Origin of the sequence: Pseudomonas putida (assembly GCF_003228315.1) — a bacterium.
Taxonomy (GTDB): Bacteria; Pseudomonadota; Gammaproteobacteria; order Pseudomonadales; family Pseudomonadaceae; genus Aquipseudomonas; species Aquipseudomonas putida_S.
This window is the reverse complement of record NZ_CP029693.1, coordinates 4,635,206-4,658,163: the sequence shown is the minus strand read 5'-3', so window position 1 is coordinate 4,658,163 and position 22,958 is coordinate 4,635,206. Positions and strand designations below refer to the sequence as shown.

Sequence of the window (22,958 nt, the reverse complement as noted above, 5' to 3'; positions counted from 1 at the left end):
GCGAGCATGCTCGCGATGGTCGTTAACGATGACGCGGGGCACCTGACACCCCGAGGCGTCCTCAGGTTTTTCGCGAGCAGGCTCGCTCCTACAGTGTTTTGTGTACTGTTGGGGATTCCGGGGTTGGCCCAGGCCTTCGATCTGCAACAGCTCAGCGACCAACTGGCCAAGCCTGATGTGATCCACGGCAACTTCATCCAGGAAAAACACCTGCGCGCCCTGCCCCAGCCGTTGACCAGCAAGGGCACCTTCGTCCTGGCGAAAAACCACGGCTTGTTGTGGCTGCTGAAAACACCGCTGCAACAGGACTACCGCATCACGGCCCAGGGCATCGCGCGCCGTGACGCCAGTGGCTGGCAGATGCTGCCGGGCAAGAGTGCCGGTGCCGAGCAGAACCGCTTGTTCCTCGCGGTGCTGCAAGGCGACAGCAGCGGGTTGCAACGGGATTTCGAACTGTCCCTGAACGGCGACGCGCAGAACTGGAAGCTGACGCTGGTACCACGCTCGATGCTGCTCAAGCAGGTGTTCAACCAGATCAACATCACCGGCGCCGAACTGGTCAACAGCATCGAACTGCTGGAAACCCAGGGCGACAGCACCCTGCTGCGCATGCAGGACAGCACCAGCGCCCAACCGTTGAGCGACGCGGAGCAACGCGACTTTGCCCAGTGAACGCCTGCTTCCGCGCCTGTTCCTGATCCTGCTGCTGGCCGTGCTGGCGCTCGCCGGCTGGCAGTGGCGCGACGGCGCGCCGCTGTCGGCGAACCTGATGGAACTGGTGCCCGGCACCGCGCCGGACGCCCTGGAGCTACGCGCCGAACAGCGCATGCAGGAGCCGCTGAACCGCGAAATGCTGGTGCTGGTCGGCCACACCGATCGCCAGCAGGCGGTCGCCATGGCGCAGAAACTGAGCGAGCAGTGGCAAGCCAGCGGCCTGTTCGAAAAGGTCCAGTGGAACCTGCAAGCCGACTTGCCGGCCCTGCGCGCGCAACTGCTGCAAGGTCGCCTGGCAATGCTGTCGGCGGATGATCGCCGGCAACTGATCGAACACCCCGATGCGTTCATCCAGCAGCGGGTACAAGCCTTGTTCGACCCCTTTACCGGATTCAGCCTGGTGCCGAGCCAGGACGACTGGCTCGGCCTGACCGGGCGCATCCAGAACAGCCAGCCGCAACACGGCGCGGTGCAACTGGACATCGGGAGCGGTGCCCTGATCGCCGATGCCGATGGCAAGAGCTGGGTGTTGGTGCGGGCGCGCACCACGGGCAACGCCTTCGACATGAACCTGCCGCTGCAAGTGGCGAACCTGCTTGAGCGCAGCCGCGCGCAAGCCGCCGCATCCGACGTACGACTGCTGGCCGCCAGCGGCCTGCTGTATGCCGCCAACGGCCAGAAGCAAGCGACCCGCGAGATCACCTGGGTCGGCGGTGGCGCCACTCTCGGCATCCTGTTGCTGCTGTTGCTGGCCTTCCGTCGCTGGCGGGTGTTGCTGGCCTTCGTCCCGGTGCTGGTGGGCATGCTGTTCGGCGCCGTGGCCTGCGTGGCGCTGTTCGGCCACATGCACGCGATCACACTGGTGCTGGGTTCGAGCCTGATCGGCGTGGCCGTCGATTACCCGCTGCACTACCTGTCCAAGAGCTGGAGCCTGCAACCCTGGCGCAGTTGGCCGGCCCTGCGCCTGACCCTGTCAGGCCTGACCCTGAGCCTGACCACCAGCGCCATCGGTTACCTGGCACTGGCCTGGACCCCGTTCCCGGCGCTGACCCAGATCGCGGTGTTCTCCGCCGCCGGCCTGCTGGGTGCCTATCTGTCCGCCGTATGCCTGCTGCCGGCGCTGCTCAAGGGTGTTGAGCTACAACCAGCGCAATGGCCGTTGCGGCTTTCCGGTCATTTGCTCGCCTGTCGTGAAGCCTTGCTCAAACACCTGAGCACCCCAGTACTGCTGGCCCTGCTGATTGCCTTTTGTGCCGGCGGCCTTCTGAAACTGGAATCCCGAAACGACATCCGCCAATGGATCAGCGCACCACCGCAATTGACCGACGAAGCCCAGACCATCGCGCGGATCACCGGCTATCAACCCACCAGCCAGTTCTTCCTGGTGCAGGCCGCCGATGAACAGCAACTGCTTGAACGCCAGGACGCCCTGGATGATCGCCTCGATCAACTGATCAATCTGGACAAGCTCGAGGGCTACCTGTCGCTCAACCAACTGGTCAGCCCGCCCAACGAGCAGCAACGGGTGCGCGAGGCGCTGGGCAAACTGCCGCCGTTCTGGCAGCCATTGCTCGGGGTCGGGGTGCCGGTGGAGGCGCTGCAAACCGAGTTGGCCCGATTGCAGGCGTTGCCCACCCAGGACATCGACGCGGCGCTGGCCGGGCCGTTGGCAGAACCCTATCGCCTGCTGTGGCTGGGGCCGACCGCGCACGGCGTGGCGGCGATGGTCAGCCTGCAAGGCTTGAACAATCCGTCGCTGCTGCGGGTCCAGACCGCAGATTTGCCCGGCGTGAAGCTGGTGGATCGGCTGGGGGAATTGAACGAAGTGTTCGCCGCGACCCAAATCAGCGCCGCCGAATTGAAACTCGCCTCCTGCGTGCTGATCGTGCTGGTGCTGATCCTGCCGTTCGGCCTGGGCGGCGCGCTGCGCATCGTTTCCCTGCCACTGCTGGCCGCCCTGTGCAGCCTGGCCAGTCTCGGCTGGCTGGGGCAGCCTTTGACCCTGTTCAGCCTGTTCGGCCTGCTGCTGGTGACGGCCATCAGCGTCGACTACGCGATCCTCATGCGCGAACAGGTGGGCGGCGCGGCCGTGAGCCTGCTGGGTACCTTGCTGGCGGCGCTCACCACCTGGCTGTCGTTCGGCCTGCTGGCGGTGTCGAGCACGCCGGCGGTGAGCAATTTCGGTCTGTCGGTCAGCCTGGGCCTGATGTTCAGCTTCATGCTCGCGCCCTGGGCCGGTCGCCAGGCACACACCGCCACGGTCGCGGAGCCGACAGCATGATGATTGCGCTGTTCTGGGCCATGGCCCTGGCGCTGTTCGCCGCCGCCACCCGTGTCGGCCGTCACTTCGGCCTGATTCCGATTGTCAGCCAGCTGTTGCTGGCGACCGTCGGCCTGCCGTTGCTGATGTATTTCTGGGTCGAGCCACAATGGCAGCTCAGCGGCGCGGCGCTGGTGTCGCCGGTCTGGCTGAAGAACCTCTACAGCCTGAGTTTTGCGCTGTTGCTGGGCTACATCCTCAGCGACGTGATCGACCTGCACCTGGATCGCCAGAGTCTGAAAATTGCCCTGCCGAGTTTCTGCATTCCGTTTGCCTGCGGCCTGGCCACGGCGATCTGGCTGCTGCCCGCGCAGCCCTGGATCAGTTCGCTGGCCGTCGGCCTGTTGTTCGCCATCACCGCGATACCGGTGCTGTACCTGTACCTGCGGCACATCGATTACCCCGCCAGCGCCACCCGGCGACTGGTGCAAACCGCGATCCTCATCGACCTCGCCTGCTGGACCCTGTTCGCCATCGCCCAAGGCACCCTGCACTTGAGCAGCCTGCTGCTGCCGCTGGTCGGCGCCTGCCTGCCCCTGCTGTTGCGCCTGCTCGGCCTGCGCCAGCTGAAACTGTACAGCCTGGGCTTTTTCGGACTGTTGGTGGTGGCCGAGCACTACAAGCTCAACGCGCTTATTTTCGGCATCGGTTACGTGCTGGTCATGGCCGTGCTGAAAGCTCCGCTGACGCACCCGCTGCCGGCGATTTGGATGAGCCGCCTGCAAACATACGTGGCGATCCCGCTGATCCTTACGTTCGGCATCGTGCAGATCAACGTCCACAGCGCACTGGACAGCCTCGGCTGGGTGCAGTTGGCGGCGCTGCTGCTGTTGCCGATTGCCAGCAAAATGCTCGGCAACTGGCTCGGTCTCGGCTGGGCCGGCGCCTCGTTCCCGGGCGCCAGCCGCTGGCGGGAAAGCGTGCTGCTGAACATTCGCGGCCTGAGCGAGATCGTGTTTCTCAACCTGCTGCTGCAACAACAGCTCATCAGCCCGGCGCTGTACTTTGCGCTGATGGTGATGGGCCTGGTCGCGACCCTGCTGCCGGCGTTGGCCGGCATGCACCGGATTCCCCTGAATGCAGCTGCCCCGGCAAGGAGCCCCCATGCCCACCGTTGAAATGGAACGCCGCCAGGTCCTGGTGATCGGCGCCGGCCCGTCGGGCGCCATCGCCGCCGCACTGCTCAAGCGCAAGGGCCACGACGTGCTGGTGATCGAGCGCCAGCATTTCCCACGGTTTTCCATTGGCGAAAGCCTGTTGGCCCATTGCCTGGATTTCGTCGAGGAAGCGGGCATGCTCGAAGCCGTCAACGCGGCGGGATTCCAGGTCAAGACTGGCGCGGCGTTTGCCTGGGGCGAGCACTACAGCGCCTTCGATTTCGGCGAGGCATTCAGCCAGGGCAAGACCACCACGTTCCAGGTGCAGCGCGCCGATTTCGATCAATTGCTGGCCGACCAGGCGGCGTTGCAAGGGGTGGAAATCCGCTACGGCGAAACCCTTTTCAGCGTCGACATCGAGGCGACCAAACCCCAACTGGGTGTGCGCCGCGAAGACGGCAGCGAATACCGCATCGAAGCGGACTTCATGCTCGACGCCAGCGGTTACGGGCGCGTCCTGCCGCGTTTGCTCGACCTCGAAGCACCCTCGAACTTCCCGGTGCGCCAGGCGGTGTTCACCCACGTCGAAGACCGCATCGACAGCCCAAGTTTCGACCGCAGCAAAATCCTCGTCAGCACCCACCCGACCCAGCGCGACATCTGGTTTTGGACCATCCCGTTCAGCAACGGCCGATGCTCGGTCGGCGTGGTGGCCGCCGCGCAGCACTTCGAGGGGCGTGGTGATGACCTTGATGCGTGCCTGCGCGGCTTCATCAGCGAAACCCCAAGCCTGGCTCGCGTGCTGGGCAATGCCATCTGGGATACCCCGGCGCGCACCATCGGCGGCTACTCGGCCAACGTCAAAACCCTGCACGGCCCGGGCTTTGCGCTGCTGGGCAATGCCGCGGAGTTCCTCGACCCGGTATTCTCCTCCGGCGTGACCATCGCCATGCGTTCGGCGAGCATGGCGGCGGGCGTGCTGCACCGTCAGTTGCAGGGCGAAACGGTCGATTGGCAGGGGGAATTCGCCGTACCGCTCAAGCGCGGTGTCGATACCTTCCGCTGCTACGTCGAAGGCTGGTATGCCGGGACCTTCCAGGATGTGATTTTCCATGAGGGCAGTTCCCGGGAAATCCGCGGCATGATCAGTTCGATCCTCGCCGGTTATGCCTGGGACGAGCGTAATCCGTTCGTCAGCGGTGCCAAACGTCGGCTGAAGGCCATTTCAGAATTCTGTGCAAGGACGGCGTCATGACCTATTCGAGCGACAACTACGTCGAAGAGACCCGCTTCGGTCTGTGGTTCCTGCGCAGCCGCACCTGGCAGCACTATGTGCTGCGCGTGGCGATCGAGGATTTGCGCGGCCTGTTCAGCGAAGCCCCGCCGAGCCAACCGTTGTTGCTGGATGCCGGATGTGGTCAGGGCAAGTCCTTCAAGTACCTGCGCCAGGCCTTCATGCCCGGCCGTCTGATCGGCGTGGATGCCGACCCGCAGAGCCTGCAACGCAGCCGCGAAGAAGCGGTCAATCTGGGTATGGCGGTGGAGTTGATCGACAGCGACTGCGCGAACCTGAAAATCGCCGACGCCAGTGTCGACCTGCTGTTCTGTCACCAGACCTTCCATCATCTGGTGGAGCAGGAAAAAGCGCTGGCGGAGTTCTATCGCGTGCTCAAGCCGGGCGGCTATCTGCTGTTCGCCGAATCCACCGAGGCCTACATTGATACCTGGGTAATTCGCTGGCTGTTCAGGCACCCGATGCAGGTGCAAAAAAGCGCGGCGCAGTACCTGGAGATGATTCGCCAACAGGGTTTCGAATTCGGCCCGCAGAACGTGTCTTATCCCTACCTGTGGTGGAGCCGTGCCACAGATTTCGGCCTGCTGGAACTGTTGGGTGTGTGCAAGCCCAAACCCTTTGGCCAGCGGGAAGAGACGCTGGTCAATGTGGTGGCGCGCAAGCCTCTTGAAGGTGTTGTTTGATGTTCACATTCGGCTCCTTGAAATACCCGACCTGTAGGAGCGAGCCTGCTCGCGATAGCGGTGGGTCAGCCAACTTGTATGTCCACTGCAAGGCCGCCATCGCGAGCAGGCTCGCTCCTACAGGGGTCATGGGTGTTCTTTTGCTTTGCGTGATTCTGCTGTTGAGCGCCTGCTCCAGCCGCGCACCGCTGCCCGAAAATACGCCGACGCTGCCGCTCCCCCTGCAACTGCACATCGAACGCCTGCAAGACGAACAGCGCCAGGACTGGGTGCTGGTGATCCAGCAGGAGGGCCCGGCCGTTCGCTGGTCGATGATGGACCTGCTGGGCATTCCCCAGGCCCGGCAAAAGCTCGAGGATCGCCAGTGGCAGGCCGATGGCTTGCTGCCGCCCAATCCGGAAGCCCGGGAGCTGTTCGCCGCGCTGCTGTTTGCGTTGACCCCCAAGGACGAGCTGACCGTTAACTACCCGCTCGCCTGGCAACATGGCGACCTGCGCTCCCTGCCGGAGCGCTGGGATGTGCGTTATTCACAATCGATGAACTTTGAATTGAATCTGCCCAAAGGCCCGAAATACCACGTCACGCCGCTGAGCGGAGAGACGCCATGAGCGCGTATTTGAATGCCCTCGGGGTGATCTGCTCGCTGGGCCGCGGCAAGGATGAAGTCGCGCGAAACCTGTTTGCCGGCGATTGCTCAGGCATGCGCAGCAAAGCGGGATGGGTGCCCGATCGGGCGTTGCCCGTGGGCTCGGTGCAAGGCGAACTGGCAGCCCTGCCAGCCGGGTTTTCCCGACACGACACCCGCAACAACCGCCTGTTGCTGGAAGCCGCGCTGCAAATCCGCGAGGACATCGACCAGGCCATCCAGACCTATGGCCGCGAGCGGATCGGCGTCGTCCTGGGCACCAGCACCTCGGGCATCGAAGAAGCCAGCCAGGGCCTGGCGCACTATCTGAATACCGGTCAATTCTCCGCCGAATACGACTACCAGCAGCAGGAGCTCAGTGCGCCGGCGAATTTCCTCGCCGAGTGGCTGCAATTGAGCGGGCCGGCCTATGTGATTTCCACCGCCTGCACCTCCAGCGCCCGCGCGCTGATGAGTGCCCAGCGCCTGCTCGACCTGGGCCTATGCGACGTGGTGCTGTGCGGCGGCGTCGACAGCCTGTGCAAGCTGACCCTCAACGGCTTCTCGGCACTGGATGCGGTCTGTGATCAGCGCTGCAACCCGTTTTCGGTGAACCGTAATGGCATCAACATCGGCGAAGCGGCGGTGCTGTTTCTGATGAGTCGGCAGCCCGCTGAAGGCCGGCCGATTGCACTGCTTGGATGCGGCGCCAGCTCCGATGCTCACCATATTTCCGCGCCGGAGCCTAGCGGCCGTGGCGCCCTGCAAGCCATGGGCAAGGCCTTGAGCCGCGCCGGGCTGCAACCGCAACAGATCAGCTACCTGAACCTGCACGGCACCGCTACGCAGCACAACGATGCCATGGAAAGCACGGCGGTCAACACGCTGTTCCCGGCAGGCGTCCTTTGCTCGTCCACCAAACCCATGACCGGCCACACTCTCGGTGCGGCGGGAGCACTGGAAGCGGCGTTCTGCTGGTTGAGCCTCAGTAGCGACAATCGAGAACAGGCCCTGCCCCCGCATGTCTGGGACAACCAGTCGGATCCTGAGCTGCCCGTCCTGAAATGGGTGACCCCGGCCACGCGCCTGACGTCCACTGGTCCCCGCTACCTGATGAGCAATTCCTTCGCTTTCGGTGGCAACAACGTCAGTCTGATTATCGGAGACGCCCCATGATTGACTGGCCGCTCGCCGAACTGCTGCCCCACGCCGGCGATATGATCCTCATCGACCGGATCCTGGCGTTCGACGCGGAGCAGATTCACACCGGCCTTACGGTCAAGCCGACCGGGCTGTTCAATCGCCCCGATGGCAGCCTGCCCGCCTGGGTGGGCATCGAACTGATGGCCCAGAGCGTCGCCGCCTTCGCCGGTTGCCATGCGCGCCAGCGCGGTGATGAAGTGGAACTGGGCTTCCTGCTCGGCAGCCGCAAGTTCGAGTGCAACGTCGAGAGTTTCCCCGCCGGCACCGAGCTGAACATCCATGGCTTGCGCTCGCTGGAAGACGACAACGGCATGGGGGTTTTCGAATGCCACATCCATGGGCCGGGCATTCACGCCAGTGCCCGCCTGAACGTGTATCGCCCGCCCCAGGCCACGCAATATCTCCATGAACCCCAAGGCACTTCACAAGGAACGCAGGCATGACTGAATTCGTACTGGTCACCGGTTCCAGCCGTGGCATCGGCCGCGCCATCGCCCTGCGCCTGGCCCAGGCCGGGCATGACATCGTGCTGCATTGCCGCAGCGGCGTGGCGGATGCCGAGGCCGTTCGAGTCGAAATCGAGGCTTTGGGCCGCCAGGCGCGCATCCTGCAGTTCGATGTGTCCGACCGTGCCGCCTGCAAGGCCGCCCTCGAAGCCGATGTGGAAAACCACGGCGCCTATTACGGCGTGGTACTCAACGCCGGCCTGACGCGTGACGGTGCTTTTCCGGCGCTGAGCGAGGATGATTGGGATGTGGTGATGCGCACTAACCTGGACGGCTTCTACAACGTGCTGCACCCGGTGATGATGCCGATGATCCGTCGTCGCGCCGCCGGGCGGATTGTCTGCATCACCTCGGTGTCGGGGCTGATCGGCAACCGTGGCCAGGTCAACTACAGCGCCTCCAAGGCCGGGTTGATCGGCGCGGCCAAGGCCTTGGCCACCGAATTGGCCAAACGCAAGATTACCGTCAACTGTGTCGCCCCCGGCCTGATCGACACAGCGATGCTCGATGAAAACGTGCCGGTGGAAGAACTGATGAAAATGATTCCCGCACAACGCATGGGCACCCCGGAAGAGGTGGCCGGCGCGGTGAATTTCCTGATGTCGGCGGAAGCGTCGTACATCACTCGCCAGGTGCTGGCCGTCAACGGAGGCCTGTGCTGATGAAACGCGTGGTCGTCACCGGCATGGCCGGCATCACCTCTCTGGGCAGCGACTGGGACAGCATCGCCGGCCACTTCGCGGCCAACCGCAGTGGCATCCGCCGGATGGACGAGTGGGATCGCTTCACCGAACTCAACACTCGCCTGGCCGGGCCCATCGATGACTTCAAGGTGCCGGCCCACTGGACCCGCAAACAACTGCGCAGCATGGGCCGGGTTTCGCGGCTGGCTGTAGGCGCATCGGAAATGGCGTTGGCCGACGCAGGCTTGCTGGGTGACGACATGATCAAGGACGGGCGCATGGGCGTTGCCTGCGGCTCCTCCACCGGCAGCACCGACGAGATCAAGGCGTTCGGCAACATGCTGCTCAACTCGGTGGCTGAAGGCCTGAACGCCAACTCCTACGTGCGCATGATGCCGCACACCACGGCGGCCAATATCAGCATCTTCTTCGGCCTCACCGGTCGCCTGATCCCCACCTCCAGCGCCTGCACCAGCGGCAGCCAGGGCATCGGCTATGCCTACGAGGCGATCAAGTTCGGTCGCCTGCCGCTGATGCTCGCTGGCGGTGCCGAAGAGCTGTGCCCGACCGAAGCCATGGTGTTCGATGCGCTCTACGCCACCAGCCTGAAAAACGACACCCCGCACCTGTCCCCGCGCCCCTACGACACCGGTCGTGACGGCCTGGTGATCGGTGAAGGCGCCGGCATGCTGGTGCTGGAAGAACTGGAACACGCCCTGGCACGAGGTGCGCGCATCCACGCGGAAATCGTCGGCTTCGGCAGCAATGCCGACGGCCAGCACACCACCCGCCCCGAGCAGGTCACCATGCGCCGGGCCATGGAACTGGCCCTGGAAGACGCCGGCCTTGCGCCATCGGCCATCGGCTACGTCAACGGCCACGGCACCGCCACCGAACAGGGCGACATCGCCGAAACCCTGGCCACCAGCAGCCTGTTCGGCGAACACATGCCCATCAGTTCGCAAAAAAGTTTCCTCGGCCATACCCTCGGCGCCTGTGGTGCACTGGAGTCCTGGTTCAGCATCGAAATGCTCAACCGCGACCTGTACGTGCACACCCTCAACCTCGACGAAGTCGACCCCAACTGCGGCAAGCTCGATTATCTGCGCGGCGAGTTCCGGCAGATGAGTCATCAGTTCGTGATGAACAATAATTTTGCGTTTGGCGGGGTGAATACGTCGCTGATCTTCAAGCGTTGGGCGTAACTGATCGTTCCCACGCTCTGCGTGGGAATGCAGCCCGGGACGCTCCGCGTCCCAAATTAGAAGCCGAACGCAGAGCGTCCGTTGAGGCATTCCCACGCAGAGCGTGGGAACGATCTTTCAAAGCGGTACGTCAGGCGACATTGATGTTGGATGTGCCGGCCTCATCGCGGGCAAGCCCGCTCCCACAGGGTTCATCTGTGTGTCGAAAATCTCATTCTCGCCACGGTCCCCTGTAGGAGCGAGCCTGCTCGCGATGGTCGTCAACGATAACGCGCGGTGCCTGAATGACCGCGTTGCCCGGACGTTTTTCGCGAGCAGGCTCGCTCCTACAAGGTTATGGCTGATCGAGGTTATCCAGTGCCCGGTTCACCGCCAGTTCTCCGAGCATGATCGACTGCTGAATCCCCAACAGTACCTGCCCCTGCGGCCCTTTCAGGTCTCGGGCGAAGTCACTGGCCATGGCACTGGCGGAAGCCAGGGAGACGCAGGCGTATTCGAGCAGCGTGTGGTTGTCGATGTCGGGGGCGATGAGGAAGATCGGGCTGGGCGAATGGGTCATGGTTCAGTGTCCTGAAAGAGGGGGAGCCGACACCGAATCGCCAAACATCAGAAGGGTGGCAGCTGTACGCAGGTTAGTAGACCGGTCCATATCAATCCGGCGCGCCCGAAGGCGCCCTGCGCACAGCTACCGTCAAGGGCAGGTATGGATATACCTGCCTATCAGGAGCGCCAATGCACTAGATATGAAAGCGGGCTACTAAACCCGATCACTGACCATCAGTGACGCGAATCAAGTTAGCGACGGCCCTCGAAGCGCACAAGCCGGCGGATTCTGGAGTAGGTGTAGGCAGCGCCGCAAGAAGCTGTAGCTTGTTGGAGGGATTTCAGAAATGCCCTACAACCTGGGTTGAAATGTCTGGTAGTCCGGTGCCCGGCTGATGTTTTTTTGGTGTTCTTGCGAACGCCATCGCGAGCAGGCTCGCTCCTACAGGTATCGCGTTCCCATGTGGGAGCGAGCCTGCTCGCGATTGACTGCGAAGCAGTCACCCTTTCAGCGGTTCGACCTTCCTCGTCAACAACTCCACAAACGCCCGCGCCATCGCCGACTTCTGGTCCTTGCGTTGCACCAGCCACACCGCCGACACCGCCGCCGGATCGAGCAATGGCCGATAGACCACGCCATCGATGCGCATCCGTCGATACGACGCCGGCAACACCGACACTCCCAGCCCCGCCGCCACCAGCCCGATGATCGTCATCGCCTCGCCGGCCTCTTGCGCAAAGTGCGGGCTGAACCCCGCATCCCGCGCCAGGCTCAGTAGCTGAGCGTACAGCCCGCTGCCGTAGCTGCGTGGGAAAAACACGAAGGGTTCGAGGGCCAGCTCGGACAGGTATATCCCCTCTTCACTGCCCTCCACCAACGGGTCTTTGGAGCTGAGCACCGCGACCAATGGCTCACGCATCAGTTCGACCACGCTGAGTGAATCAGGCAGCCCCAGCGGCCGCATGATCCCGACTTCGATCGACTCATCCACCAGCGCATCCGCCACTTGCGTACTGCTCATTTCCCGCAGATTCAGATGCACCGCCGGGAAGCGCTGGCGAAACGCGAAGATCGCCTGGGGAATGGTCGAGTTGAACGGTGCCGACGAGGTGAAGCCGATCTTCAATTCGCCCAGCTCGCCCAACTGCGCCCGCCGCGCGACATCCGCCGCCTTGTCGACCTGCGCCAGCACCAGCCGCGCTTCTTCCAGAAACAACCGGCCCGCCTCGCTCAGCTCGACCCGACGATTGGTACGTTCGAAAAGCCGCGCGCCAAGCTCCTGCTCCAGTGCTTGAATCTGCTGGCTCAATGGCGGCTGGGAGATGCCCAGCGCCTGTGCGGCGCGGCCGAAGTGCAGTTCTTCGGCGACGGCGATGAAGTAGCGCAGGTGACGCAATTCCATGGAAACCCCATTAGGTCGTTCAAGCTATCAAACAGGTCGAACAATATATTGGATTGAATCATTAGCCAGCTATATGCTTTTTTCATTGCCTGACCGGCTGTGCGCTTCCGAGGTCCCCCGTGAAAACTGCTGTCGCTCCACTCGCCCATGAAATCACCCCCGCCGCCCAAGGCGATGTTGCCGCCGAGCTGGCGCAGATCTACATCGAAAAAGGCACGCCGGCGTTCATGCGTACGGTGCTGGCGCTGTTCTCTGGCGGCTTCGCGACCTTCGCCCTGCTCTACTGCGTGCAGCCGATGATGCCGATGCTGTCCCAGGAATATTCGATCAATGCGGCGCAGAGCAGCCTGATTCTCTCGGTGGCCACGGGCCTGCTCGCCTTCGGCCTGCTGATCACCGGCCCGCTGTCCGATCGGCTCGGGCGCAAGCCGGTGATGGTCGCGGCGCTGTTTTGTGCGGCGCTGTGCACCATGGCCAGCGCGATGATGCCGAGCTGGCATGGGGTGTTGATCATGCGCGCGCTGATCGGTTTGTCCCTGAGTGGTCTGGCGGCGGTCGCGATGACGTATCTGAGCGAAGAGATTCACCCGCAACACCTTGGACTGGCGATGGGGTTGTACATCGCGGGCAACGCCATCGGCGGCATGAGCGGACGCTTGATCACCGGGGTACTGATCGACTTCATCAGCTGGCACACGGCGATGCTGGTGATCGGTGGCCTGGCGCTGATCGCCGCGACAGTGTTCTGGCGGATCCTCCCCGAGTCGCGCAACTTCCGCTCCCGCTCGCTGCACCCACGCAGCCTGCTGGACGGCTTCACCATGCACTTTCGCGACGCCGGCCTGCCGCTGCTGTTCCTGGAGGCCTTTGTGCTGATGGGCGCGTTCGTCACCCTGTTCAACTATGTCGGCTACCGCTTGCTGGCCGAGCCGTACCACCTGGAGCAAGCCTTCGTCGGCCTGCTGTCGCTGGTGTACCTGTCGGGCATCTACAGCTCGGCGAAAATCGGCTCGCTGGCCGACAAGCTGGGGCGGCGCAAAGTACTGTGGAGCACCATCGTGCTGATGATTGCAGGCCTTGCGCTGACCATGTTCACACCACTGCCGCTGGTGATCTTCGGCATGCTGGTGTTCACCTTCGGCTTCTTCGGCGCACACTCGGTGGCCAGCAGTTGGATCGGCCGCCGCGCCACCAAGGCCAAGGGGCAGGCTTCGTCGCTGTATCTGTTCAGCTACTACGCGGGCTCAAGTGTTGCCGGTACGGCGGGTGGGGTGTTCTGGCATCTGGGCGGGTGGAATGGCATTGGATTGTTCATTGGCGCGTTGCTGCTGGTGGCGTTGGGGGTGGCGTTAAAGCTGGCGAAGTTGCCGCCGTTGGGTGGCGTCAAGGCCTGAAGTCTGTACGCCACAAACAACTGTGGGAGCGAGCCTGCTCGCGATGGGGCTTCACATTCAACATCTCTGCTGACTGATCCACCGCAATCGCGAGCAGGCTCGCTCCCACATTGAAAAGCTGGCGCTGGTTACTCGTGATACTGCGCCGACAACTCATGCACCGCGCGCAGGAACGCGCCCGCATGCTCCGGATCGACTTCCGGGGTGATGCCATGACCCAGGTTGAACACGTGGCCACTGCCCTTGCCGTAGCTGGCGAGGATACGCCCGACTTCGGTGCGGATCGCTTCAGGCTTGGCGTAGAGCACGGTCGGGTCCATGTTGCCTTGCAGGGCAACCTTGTCACCGACACGGGCGCGGGCGCTGCCGATATCGCACGTCCAGTCCAGGCCCAAAGCATCGGCGCCAGCGTCGGCGATGCTTTCCAGCCACAGACCACCGCTCTTGGTGAACAGGATCACCGGAACCTTGCGGCCTTCGTGCTCGCGGATCAGGCCGCTGACGATTTTGCGCATGTAGGCCAGGGAGAACTCCTGATACGCCGCCGCCGAGAGCGCGCCGCCCCAGCTGTCGAAGATCTGCACCGCTTGCGCGCCGGCCATGATCTGGCCGTTGAGGTAGCTGGTGACGGTCTGCGCGAGCTTATCCAGCAGCAGGTGCAAGGCTTGCGGGTTGTCGTAGAGCATGGTTTTGGTCTTGCGATAGTCTTTCGACGAACCGCCTTCGACCATGTAGGTGGCCAAAGTCCATGGGCTGCCAGAGAAGCCGATCAGCGGCACACGGCCATTGAGTTCGCGGCGGATGGTGCTGACCGCGTCCATCACGTAGCCCAGGTCTTTCTGCGGATCGGGAATCGGCAGGGCTTCGATGTCGGCCAGGGTGCTGACGACCTTCTTGAAGCGCGGACCTTCGCCGGTTTCGAAATACAGACCCTGACCCATGGCGTCGGGGATGGTCAGGATGTCGGAGAAGAGGATCGCCGCATCCAGTTGTGGATAACGGTCCAGCGGCTGCATCGTGACTTCGCAGGCGAACGACGGGTTCATGCACAGGCTCATGAAATCGCCGGCCTTGGCGCGGCTGGCGCGGTATTCAGGCAGGTAGCGTCCGGCCTGACGCATCATCCACACGGGAGTGACGTCTACGGGTTGCTTGAGCAGGGCGCGCAGGAATCGGTCGTTCTTCAGGGCAGTCATGTCGGCATCCGGAAAAAAAGTGCGGGCATTTTCTCAGAGCCGGGCGCAAAAGGCACGGATACAGCTCAGCCTTTTGTCTATCGGGTCAATTTGTCGCGGGGGACACCGATCTTCGCAACACCACAAAACAACTGTAGGAGCGAGCCTGCTCGCGATAGCGAAGTGTCAGTCAATGCATCTGGTGACTGATTCATCGCCATCGCGAGCAGGCTCGCTCCTACAGGGATTTGTGTCGCTTGGTTAAACGCCCAGGTAATCCAGGATACCTTCGGCGGCATTGCGGCCTTCGAAGATCGCCGTCACCACCAGGTCGGAACCGCGCACCATGTCGCCACCGGCGAAGATTTTCGGGTTGCTGGTCTGGTGCTTGTACTGGCCTTGTTCCGGTGCCACGACGCGGCCCTGGCTGTCGGTCTGGATGCTGAACTGCTCGAACCACGGCGCCGGGCTCGGACGGAAGCCGAAGGCGATGACCACGGCGTCGGCCGGGATGATCTCTTCGGAACCCGGGATCGGCTCGGGGCTGCGACGGCCACGGGCGTCCGGCTCGCCGAGACGGGTCTCGACCACCTTCACGCCTTCGACCTTGTCTTCACCGACGATCGCGATCGGCTGGCGGTTGTAGAGGAATTTCACGCCTTCTTCCTTGGCGTTCTTCACCTCTTTGCGCGAGCCCGGCATGTTCGCTTCGTCACGACGATAGGCACAGGTCACCGACTTGGCGCCCTGGCGGATCGAAGTGCGGTTGCAGTCCATCGCCGTGTCGCCACCGCCGAGTACCACGACCTTCTTGCCCTTCATGTCGACGAAATCTTCCGGCGACTTTTCAAAGCCCAGGTTGCGGTTGACGTTGGCGATCAGGAAGTCCAGCGCGTCATACACGCCCGGCAGATCCTCACCGGCAAAGCCGCCTTTCATGTAGGTGTAGGTGCCCATGCCCATGAACACGGCATCGTATTCTTCGAGCAGTTGCTCCATGGTCACGTCTTTGCCCACCTCGGTGTTGAGGCGAAACTCGATGCCCATGCCGCTGAAGACTTCGCGACGATTGCTCAGCACGGTCTTTTCCAGCTTGAACTCGGGAATGCCGAAGGTCAGCAGACCGCCGATTTCCGGGTTCTTGTCGAACACCACCGGGGTCACGCCGCCGCGCACCAGCACGTCAGCACAGCCCAGGCCCGCCGGGCCCGCGCCGATGATTGCGACACGCTTGCCGGTCGGCTTGACCCGGGACATGTCCGGGCGCCAGCCCATGGCGAACGCGGTGTCGGTGATGTACTTCTCCACCGAACCGATGGTCACCGCGCCGAAGCCGTCGTTGAGGGTGCAGGCACCCTCGCACAGACGGTCCTGCGGGCACACCCGGCCGCAGACTTCCGGCAGGGTGTTGGTCTGGTGCGACAGCTCGGCGGCGGCGAGGATGTTGCCCTCGGCCACCAATTTGAGCCAGTTGGGAATGAAGTTGTGCACCGGGCACTTCCATTCGCAATACGGGTTACCGCAACCCAGGCAGCGGTGGGCCTGCTCGGCCGACTGCTGGGGTTTGAAGGGTTCGTAGATTTCCACGAACTCTTTCTTGCGTTGACGCAACAGTTTCTTCTTCGGATCCTTGCGCCCGACCTCGATGAACTGGAAGTCGTTATTCAGACGTTCAGCCATTTTAAAACCTCATCAAACTCTTCAGGCGCATATCACTGCGGGTTGGCACGGGTGCTGGAAAGCAACGATTTCAGGGAGGCAGCCTTTGGCTTGACCAACCAGAAACGGCGCACGTAATCATCGAGGTTCTCGGCGAGTTCACGACCCCACTCGCTGTCGGTTTCCTCGACGTACTCGTTCAGCACGCGTTGCAAATGGCTACGGTAGGCTTCCATCGCCTCGCCGCTGATCCGCTGGATTTCCACCAATTCGTGGTTGACCCGGTCAACGAAGGTGTTGTCCTGGTCGAGCACGTAGGCGAAACCGCCGGTCATGCCAGAGCCGAAGTTGTAACCGGTCTTGCCCAGTACGCAGACGAAACCACCGGTCATGTACTCGCAGCAGTGATCGCCAGTGCCTTCCACGACGGTGTGGGCACCGGAGTTACGCACGGCGAAACGCTCACCCGCGGTGCCGGCGGCGAACAACTTGCCGCCAGTGGCGCCGTACAGGCAGGTGTTGCCGACGATGGCACTGTCCTGTGTCTTGTAGAGGCTGCCTTTGGGCGGAACGATCACCAGCTTGCCGCCGGTCATGCCCTTGCCGACGTAGTCGTTGGCGTCACCTTCCAGGTACATGTTCAGGCCGCCGGCGTTCCACACGCCGAAGCTCTGGCCAGCGGTGCCCTTGAAACGGAAGGTGATTGGCGCGTTGGCCATGCCCTGGTTGCCGTGTTTGCGGGCGATTTCGCCGGAGATCCGCGCGCCGATGGAACGGTCGCAGTTGCAGATGTCCAGGGCGAACTCGGCGCCGCTCAGGTCGTTGATCGCCGAGGTGGCCATGTCGACCATTTTCTCGGCCAGCAGGCCTTTGTCGAACGGCGGATTGCGATCCACGCCGCAGAACTGAGGCTTGTCGGCAGGGATGTGATCGCTGCCCAGCAACGGGGTCAGGTCCAGGTGATGCTGCTTGGTGGTCTGACCTTCGATGATGTCCAGCAGATCGGTACGGCCGATCAACTCTTCGAGGGAGCGCACGCCCAGCTTGGCCAGCCACTCACGGGTTTCTTCGGCGACGTAGGTGAAGAAGTTCACCACCATGTCGACGGTACCGATGTAGTGATCCTTGCGCAGCTTCTCGTTCTGAGTCGCGACGCCGGTGGCGCAGTTGTTCAGGTGGCAGATACGCAGGTATTTGCAACCCAGGGCGATCATTGGCGCGGTACCGAAGCCGAAGCTTTCAGCGCCGAGGATCGCCGCCTTGATCACGTCGAGGCCGGTTTTCAGGCCGCCGTCGGTCTGCACCTTGACCTTGCCACGCAGGTCGTTGCCACGCAGGGTCTGGTGGGTTTCGGCCAGGCCGAGTTCCCACGGAGCGCCCGCGTATTTGATCGAAGTCAGCGGCGAAGCACCGGTGCCGCCGTCGTAGCCGGAGATGGTGATCAGGTCCGCATAGGCCTTGGCCACACCGGCAGCGATGGTGCCGACGCCTGCTTCCGCCACCAGCTTCACCGAGACCAGCGCCTTCGGGTTGACCTGTTTCAGGTCGAAAATCAGCTGCGACAAGTCTTCGATCGAGTAGATGTCGTGGTGCGGCGGAGGCGAGATCAGGGTCACGCCCGGTACCGCGTAACGCAGCTTGGCGATCAGGCCGTTGACCTTGCCGCCTGGCAGTTGACCGCCCTCGCCTGGCTTGGCGCCCTGGGCGACCTTGATCTGCAGCACTTCGGCGTTGACCAGGTATTCCGGGGTTACACCGAAACGACCGGTGGCCACCTGCTTGATTTTCGAGCTCTTGATGGTGCCGTAGCGCGCAGGGTCTTCGCCGCCTTCACCGGAGTTGGAACGCGCGCCAAGGCGGTTCATGGCTTCGGCCAGGGCTTCGTGAGCTTCCGGCGACAGGGCACCCAGCGAGATACCGGCGGAATCGAAGCGCTTGAGTACCGATTCCAGCGGCTCGACTTCGCTGATGTCCAGCGGCGTATCGAGGGTCTTGACCTTGAGCAGGTCGCGGATCATCGACACCGGACGGTTGTCCACCAGCGAGGTGTATTCCTTGAATTTGGCGTAGTCGCCCTGCTGCACGGCGGCTTGCAGGGTGTTGACCACGTCCGGGTTGTAGGCGTGATATTCGCCACCGTGGACGAACTTCAGCAGGCCACCCTGCTGGATCGGCTTGCGCGGGCTCCAGGCTTCGGTGGCCAGGGCTTTCTGCTCGGCTTCGATGTCGACAAAACGCGCACCCTTGATGCGGCTCGGTACGCCCTTGAAGCTCAGGTTGCAGACTTCTTCCGACAGGCCGATGGCCTCGAACAGCTGCGCACCACGGTAAGAAGTGATGGTCGAGATACCCATCTTCGACAGGATCTTGAGCAGGCCCTTGGTGATGCCTTTACGGTAGTTCTTGAACACCTCATAGAGGTCGCCCAGCACTTCACCGGTACGGATCAAGTCGCCCAGCACTTCGTAGGCCAGGAACGGATAAACGGCGGAGGCGCCGAAACCGACCAGCACGGCGAAGTGGTGCGGATCGCGAGCGGTCGCGGTTTCCACGAGGATGTTGGAGTCGCAACGCAGGCCTTTTTCGGTCAGGCGGTGGTGCACCGCACCGGTGGCCAGGGAGGCGTGGATCGGCAACTTGCCCGGCGCGATGTGACGGTCACTCAGTACGACCTGGGTGCGACCGGAACGCACGGCTTCTTCAGCCTGATCGGCAACGCTGCGGATGGCCGCTTCGAGGCCGACGCTTTCGTCGTAGTTGAGGTCGATGATCGCCCGCTCGAAGCCTGGACGGTCGAGGTTCATCAGCGAGCGCCACTTGGCCGGGGAAATGATCGGCGAGCTGAGGATTACGCGCGAGGCGTGCTCAGGCGACTCCTGGAAGATGTTGCGCTCGGCACCGAGGCAGATCTCCAGCGACATGACGATGGCTTCACGCAGCGGGTCGATCGGCGGGTTGGTGACCTGCGCGAACTGCTGGCGGAAATAGTCGTACGGCGTGCGCACGCGCTGGGACAGCACGGCCATCGGCGTATCGTCGCCCATCGAGCCCACGGCTTCGTAGCCTTGCTCGCCCAGCGGACGCAGCACCTGATCGCGCTCTTCGAACGTGACCTGGTACATCTTCATGTATTGCTTGAGCTGATCGACGTCGTAGAAGGCCGAACCGTGGTCGTTGTCTTCCATGGTCGCCTGGATGCGCAGGGCGTTCTTGCGCAGCCATTGCTTGTACGGATGACGGGACTTCAGGCGGTTGTCGATGGCGTCGGTGTCGAGGATCTGGCCGGTTTCGGTGTCCACGGCGAAGATCTGGCCCGGGCCCACACGACCCTTGGCGATCACGTCTTCAGGCTGGTAGTCCCAGACGCCGATTTCCGACGCCAGGGTGATGAAGCCGTTCTTGGTGGTGACCCAGCGCGCCGGACGCAGACCGTTACGGTCGAGCAGGCACACCGCGTAGCGACCGTCGGTCATTACCACACCGGCCGGGCCGTCCCACGGTTCCATGTGCATCGAGTTGTATTCGTAGAACGCACGCAGGTCCGGGTCCATGGTCTCGACGTTCTGCCACGCTGGCGGAATGATCATCCGCACGCCACGGAACAGGTCGATGCCACCGGTGACCATCAGTTCGAGCATGTTGTCCATGCTGGAGGAGTCGGAACCGACACGGTTGACCAGCGGGCCCAGTTCGTCCAGGTCCATCAAGTCGTTGGCGAACTTGGTGCGACGGGCCACGGCCCAGTTGCGGTTGCCGGTGATGGTGTTGATCTCGCCGTTGTGCGCTAGGAAGCGGAACGGTTGAGCCAACGGCCATTTCGGCAGGGTGTTGGTGGAGAAGCGCTGGTGGAACACGCAAATCGAGGTTTGCAGGCGCTCATCGCCAAGGTCCGGATAGAAGGCGGCGAGGTCCGCCGGCATCATCAGGCCTTTATAAATGATGGTCTTGTGGGAAAAGCTGCACACGTAGTGGTCGGTGTCGGCGGCGTTGGCCACGGACGAGCGGCGACGGGAGGTGAACAGCTTGACGGCCATGTCCTGGTCGCTCAGGCCTTCACCGCCGATGAACACTTGTTCGATCTGCGGCAGGCGCTCCAGAGCCAGGCGGCCGAGGACGCTGGTGTCGATCGGCACTTTGCGCCAGCCGACGAGCTGCAGGCCGGCGGCCAGGATCTCGCGGTTCATGTTCTCGCGAGCGGCTTCGGCCTTTACCGGGTCCTGGTTGAAGAAAACCATGCCCACGGCATATTGCTTGGGCATTTCGACGCCGAAGGTTTCCTGGGCGATGGCTCGCAGGAACGCGTCCGGCTTTTGAATCAGCAGACCGCAACCGTCACCGGTCTTGCCGTCGGCATTAATCCCACCGCGGTGGGTCATGCAGGTCAGGGCCTCGATGGCCGTTTGCAAAAGGGTATGACTGGGCTCGCCCTGCATATGGGCTATCAGGCCGAAACCGCAGTTATCCTTGAATTCATCTGGTTGGTACAGACCTGCTTTCATAGACACTTTCTCACCAGGCTGCCTCTTTTCGAGGCAAATTTCTTTTCAATTCAACCAGTTGCGATCCGCGCCGAACGTACGCCGGCTTTGCGGGAGCAAAAGGGAGGTCATTGTACACACCGACACTTGGCCTCACAAATTTGACGACGAAATGTCGCAAATCTATGTCGCATTTGTGAAAGGTTTAAAGCGATCTGCTGTGCTAGTCAAAACTTTTTTAATTTTGACCGCTACGACTCAAAGACTACTGTGACGCAGACACCACAACGCACGCGACCCGAAAGTCGCATGCGCTGTAGAAATTTTGAGGTGCCGGGAGAGGCGGCCTGGGTAAGGCCGCCGAATCTTCAGCGAGTTGTTGCCAGTTCCTGTTGGACGCTGGCGACAGTGCGAGGCCAAGGTTTACCAGCCTGAACCTTCGCTGGCAAGGCCTTGATGGCAGATACGGCTGCATCGCGATTGGCGAAGTTACCGTAGGTGATGACGTAAAGCGGTTTGCCGTTGAGGACTTTCTTGAAGTAACGGTACTCGCCGCCCTGCTCCTTGACGAAGTTCTGCGCGGTCGCTTCGGAGCTGGTGCCGAGGATCTGCACCACGTAGTTGCCCGGCGCCTGGCCTGCGTACCAGGTGCCGCCAGCGGCCTTGGCTGCAGGGACAGCAGGCTTCTCGACAGGCTTGGCAGTGGCGACGACGGCCGGCTTGGCCGGTGCTTGAGCGGGTTTGGTCGCCGGGGCAGGTGCCGGAGCCGGTGCTGGCTTGGCGGTAGCTACCTGAGTCGGGGCCGGAGTCGGTTTGGCCGCTGGCGTCGGCGCTGGGCCGGCCTGCACGCCCTCAGGTGGTGCAATGGTGGTCACGGTCGGCGGTGTGGCGCTGGAACCTTCCACCGGCACGCCATCGTCACCCTCAGTGATACCGCCTGCGGCTTCGGCGAGCGGCTTGCGCATCACCGGCTGCGAATTACCGACCAGTGGCAATGGCATCGGCTGAGTATTACCAGCGAATTCGACGGACGGATTACCGCCTGCCTGTGGTTGCCCCTGACCCAGCGGCAGTTGCGCCTGCTCGTTGGCCGGTGCACCTGTGGTCGGTGCTTTGCTGCGACCCGGCATCAACCAGGCGGCGGCTACCGCGACCACAACGACGGCTGAAATCGCCAATACGTGTTTCTTCGGCATTTTGAACCCCATACTTGGACGCTTGACCGCTGAGCGGCTGGCAATCATGGCTTCGACATTGCATCGCGGGCGACCTGATTGATGTTGCCAGGCCAACCTTCGGAGCTTTCGTGAATATCAGAGATCTGATCTGCGGTAAAAAGTTCGATACCCCGGCCCGCGCCTTCGAGTCGCTGGTCGAGATATTCGCGGGTTTCTTCTTCGGTGTAAGGCTGCAATTCGATGACGTGGAAGCGCTCTTCCTCAAGCTGCAAGGCCTCAAGCTGGGCGATCAGCGACGACTCACCGAACAGGAACACGTGCGGACGGCCTTCCGGGGCACCAGCGGCCAGCGCCATCAACGCTTCCAGGGCGGACTCGTCGAGCTGCTCGGCGTCATCGACCAGCATGTAGACTTCCTGACCGGTCAAAGCCAGTTGCACCACCTGATCCAGAATGGCGCCAACTTCGGCCTGGGCCACATCCAGCGCCTGAGCCACCTGCCGTAGCACGCCAGCAGCATCGCCGGCACCACGAGCGGAAACCACCACACTCTGCACCGATTGCTTGTTGGTGCTGGCTACCAACGCCTGACGCAACAAGGTCTTGCCACTGCCTTGAGGCCCCGTGACCACCAACAGCAGCTGGCTGTAGCGCGCCAGGTGATGCAGCTGGCCGAGCACCGGCTTGCGCTGGGCCGGGAAGAACTTGAAGCCAGGGACCCGTGGCGCAAAGGGATCATGGGTCAACTGGTAATGGCCGAGGAAAGCCTCGTCGGCATGCAAACTAGTCATCGCTTTC

The 22,958-nt window shown here is 62.7% G+C and carries 16 protein-coding genes and 1 pseudogene; 11 read left to right on the top strand and 6 right to left on the bottom strand.

Going from position 1 to position 22,958, the window contains the following annotated elements; translation table 11 throughout:
- Positions 1-6 precede the first annotated feature (6 nt).
- The 10 genes from DKY63_RS21840 to DKY63_RS21795 are packed head-to-tail and all read left to right on the top strand — an operon-like array spanning position 7 to position 10,330.
- Positions 7-672: an outer membrane lipoprotein carrier protein LolA gene (locus DKY63_RS21840; RefSeq protein ID WP_239499322.1), complete on the top strand. Its 666-nt coding sequence runs from the start codon at positions 7-9 to the stop codon at positions 670-672.
- On the top strand, positions 662-2,995 hold the full coding sequence (locus DKY63_RS21835) for an MMPL family transporter (RefSeq protein WP_110965984.1): 2,334 nt from the start codon (positions 662-664) through the stop codon (positions 2,993-2,995). The genes DKY63_RS21840 and DKY63_RS21835 overlap by 11 nt, the downstream gene beginning before the upstream one ends.
- Complete coding sequence (locus tag DKY63_RS21830) at positions 2,992-4,152, top strand: sodium:proton antiporter (protein WP_110965983.1); 1,161 nt, start codon at positions 2,992-2,994, stop codon at positions 4,150-4,152. Before DKY63_RS21835 ends, DKY63_RS21830 begins: the two co-directional genes overlap by 4 nt.
- A complete protein-coding gene (locus DKY63_RS21825; RefSeq protein ID WP_110965982.1) occupies positions 4,139-5,386 on the top strand; it encodes an NAD(P)/FAD-dependent oxidoreductase in 1,248 nt (415 codons plus the stop codon). The genes DKY63_RS21830 and DKY63_RS21825 overlap by 14 nt, the downstream gene beginning before the upstream one ends.
- On the top strand, positions 5,383-6,108 hold the full coding sequence (locus DKY63_RS21820; protein ID WP_110965981.1) for a class I SAM-dependent methyltransferase: 726 nt from the start codon (positions 5,383-5,385) through the stop codon (positions 6,106-6,108). Before DKY63_RS21825 ends, DKY63_RS21820 begins: the two co-directional genes overlap by 4 nt.
- On the top strand, positions 6,108-6,716 hold the full coding sequence (locus tag DKY63_RS21815) for a hypothetical protein (RefSeq protein ID WP_204354254.1): 609 nt from the start codon (positions 6,108-6,110) through the stop codon (positions 6,714-6,716). Before DKY63_RS21820 ends, DKY63_RS21815 begins: the two co-directional genes overlap by 1 nt.
- Entirely contained in the window at positions 6,713-7,909 is a 1,197-nt protein-coding gene (locus DKY63_RS21810; protein ID WP_110965979.1) for a beta-ketoacyl-[acyl-carrier-protein] synthase family protein, read from the top strand. The genes DKY63_RS21815 and DKY63_RS21810 overlap by 4 nt, the downstream gene beginning before the upstream one ends.
- Positions 7,906-8,379 carry a hotdog family protein gene (locus tag DKY63_RS21805; RefSeq protein ID WP_110965978.1) on the top strand — a complete coding sequence of 158 codons (474 nt, stop codon included), beginning with the start codon at positions 7,906-7,908 and terminating at the stop codon, positions 8,377-8,379. The genes DKY63_RS21810 and DKY63_RS21805 overlap by 4 nt, the downstream gene beginning before the upstream one ends.
- The gene (fabG, locus tag DKY63_RS21800) at positions 8,376-9,104 is read left to right on the top strand and encodes a 3-oxoacyl-ACP reductase FabG (protein WP_110965977.1); all 729 of its coding nucleotides are present in this window, start codon (positions 8,376-8,378) and stop codon (positions 9,102-9,104) included. Before DKY63_RS21805 ends, fabG begins: the two co-directional genes overlap by 4 nt.
- Complete coding sequence (locus DKY63_RS21795; RefSeq protein ID WP_110965976.1) at positions 9,104-10,330, top strand: beta-ketoacyl-ACP synthase; 1,227 nt, start codon at positions 9,104-9,106, stop codon at positions 10,328-10,330. Before fabG ends, DKY63_RS21795 begins: the two co-directional genes overlap by 1 nt.
- Positions 10,331-10,664: 334 nt before the next feature.
- Here the strand turns inward: DKY63_RS21795 and DKY63_RS21785 are convergent, their stop codons facing one another.
- Both DKY63_RS21785 and DKY63_RS21780 read right to left on the bottom strand, forming a co-directional pair.
- Positions 10,665-10,889, bottom strand: coding sequence for a DUF6124 family protein (locus DKY63_RS21785; protein WP_110965975.1), 225 nt, complete (start codon positions 10,887-10,889; stop codon positions 10,665-10,667).
- Between the two features lie 484 nt (positions 10,890-11,373).
- The gene (locus tag DKY63_RS21780) at positions 11,374-12,276 is read right to left on the bottom strand and encodes a LysR family transcriptional regulator (protein WP_110965974.1); all 903 of its coding nucleotides are present in this window, start codon (positions 12,274-12,276) and stop codon (positions 11,374-11,376) included.
- A 152-nt stretch (positions 12,277-12,428) separates the two neighbouring features.
- Here DKY63_RS21780 and DKY63_RS21775 point away from each other — a divergent pair, with 152 nt between their 5' ends.
- Positions 12,429-13,670, top strand: a complete 1,242-nt coding sequence (locus tag DKY63_RS21775) for an MFS transporter (protein ID WP_239499418.1) — start codon at positions 12,429-12,431, stop codon at positions 13,668-13,670.
- Positions 13,671-13,798: 128 nt separating this feature from the next.
- Here the strand turns inward: DKY63_RS21775 and hemE are convergent, their stop codons facing one another.
- The 4 genes and pseudogenes from hemE to DKY63_RS21750 form a co-directional block, all read right to left on the bottom strand.
- The gene (gene hemE / locus DKY63_RS21770; protein ID WP_110965972.1) at positions 13,799-14,866 is read right to left on the bottom strand and encodes a uroporphyrinogen decarboxylase; all 1,068 of its coding nucleotides are present in this window, start codon (positions 14,864-14,866) and stop codon (positions 13,799-13,801) included.
- 240 nt (positions 14,867-15,106) lie between these two features.
- On the bottom strand, positions 15,107-16,525 hold the full coding sequence (locus tag DKY63_RS21765; protein ID WP_110965971.1) for an FAD-dependent oxidoreductase: 1,419 nt from the start codon (positions 16,523-16,525) through the stop codon (positions 15,107-15,109).
- Positions 16,526-16,557: 32 nt separating this feature from the next.
- Positions 16,558-21,003: a glutamate synthase large subunit gene (gene gltB, locus DKY63_RS21760; RefSeq protein ID WP_110965970.1), complete on the bottom strand. Its 4,446-nt coding sequence runs from the start codon at positions 21,001-21,003 to the stop codon at positions 16,558-16,560.
- A 347-nt stretch (positions 21,004-21,350) separates the two neighbouring features.
- Positions 21,351-22,951 (bottom strand): annotated as a pseudogene (locus DKY63_RS21750) (SPOR domain-containing protein).
- Positions 22,952-22,958: the final 7 nt, after the last annotated feature.

Bases quoted from the DNA above. Each gene is read 5' to 3' on its own strand.
- DKY63_RS21815 (WP_204354254.1), top strand. From the start codon at position 6,108: ATGTTCACATTCGGCTCCTTGAAATACCCGACCTGTAGGAGCGAGCCT.
- DKY63_RS21830 (WP_110965983.1), top strand. From the start codon at position 2,992: ATGATGATTGCGCTGTTCTGGGCCATGGCCCTGGCGCTGTTCGCCGCC.
- gltB (WP_110965970.1), bottom strand. From the start codon at position 21,003: ATGAAAGCAGGTCTGTACCAACCAGATGAATTCAAGGATAACTGCGGT.
- DKY63_RS21780 (WP_110965974.1), bottom strand. From the start codon at position 12,276: ATGGAATTGCGTCACCTGCGCTACTTCATCGCCGTCGCCGAAGAACTG.
- DKY63_RS21765 (WP_110965971.1), bottom strand. From the start codon at position 16,525: ATGGCTGAACGTCTGAATAACGACTTCCAGTTCATCGAGGTCGGGCGC.
- hemE (WP_110965972.1), bottom strand. From the start codon at position 14,866: ATGACTGCCCTGAAGAACGACCGATTCCTGCGCGCCCTGCTCAAGCAA.
- DKY63_RS21785 (WP_110965975.1), bottom strand. From the start codon at position 10,889: ATGACCCATTCGCCCAGCCCGATCTTCCTCATCGCCCCCGACATCGAC.
- DKY63_RS21820 (WP_110965981.1), top strand. From the start codon at position 5,383: ATGACCTATTCGAGCGACAACTACGTCGAAGAGACCCGCTTCGGTCTG.
- DKY63_RS21825 (WP_110965982.1), top strand. From the start codon at position 4,139: ATGCCCACCGTTGAAATGGAACGCCGCCAGGTCCTGGTGATCGGCGCC.
- DKY63_RS21805 (WP_110965978.1), top strand. From the start codon at position 7,906: ATGATTGACTGGCCGCTCGCCGAACTGCTGCCCCACGCCGGCGATATG.
- DKY63_RS21810 (WP_110965979.1), top strand. From the start codon at position 6,713: ATGAGCGCGTATTTGAATGCCCTCGGGGTGATCTGCTCGCTGGGCCGC.
- DKY63_RS21840 (WP_239499322.1), top strand. From the start codon at position 7: ATGCTCGCGATGGTCGTTAACGATGACGCGGGGCACCTGACACCCCGA.
- fabG (WP_110965977.1), top strand. From the start codon at position 8,376: ATGACTGAATTCGTACTGGTCACCGGTTCCAGCCGTGGCATCGGCCGC.
- DKY63_RS21795 (WP_110965976.1), top strand. From the start codon at position 9,104: ATGAAACGCGTGGTCGTCACCGGCATGGCCGGCATCACCTCTCTGGGC.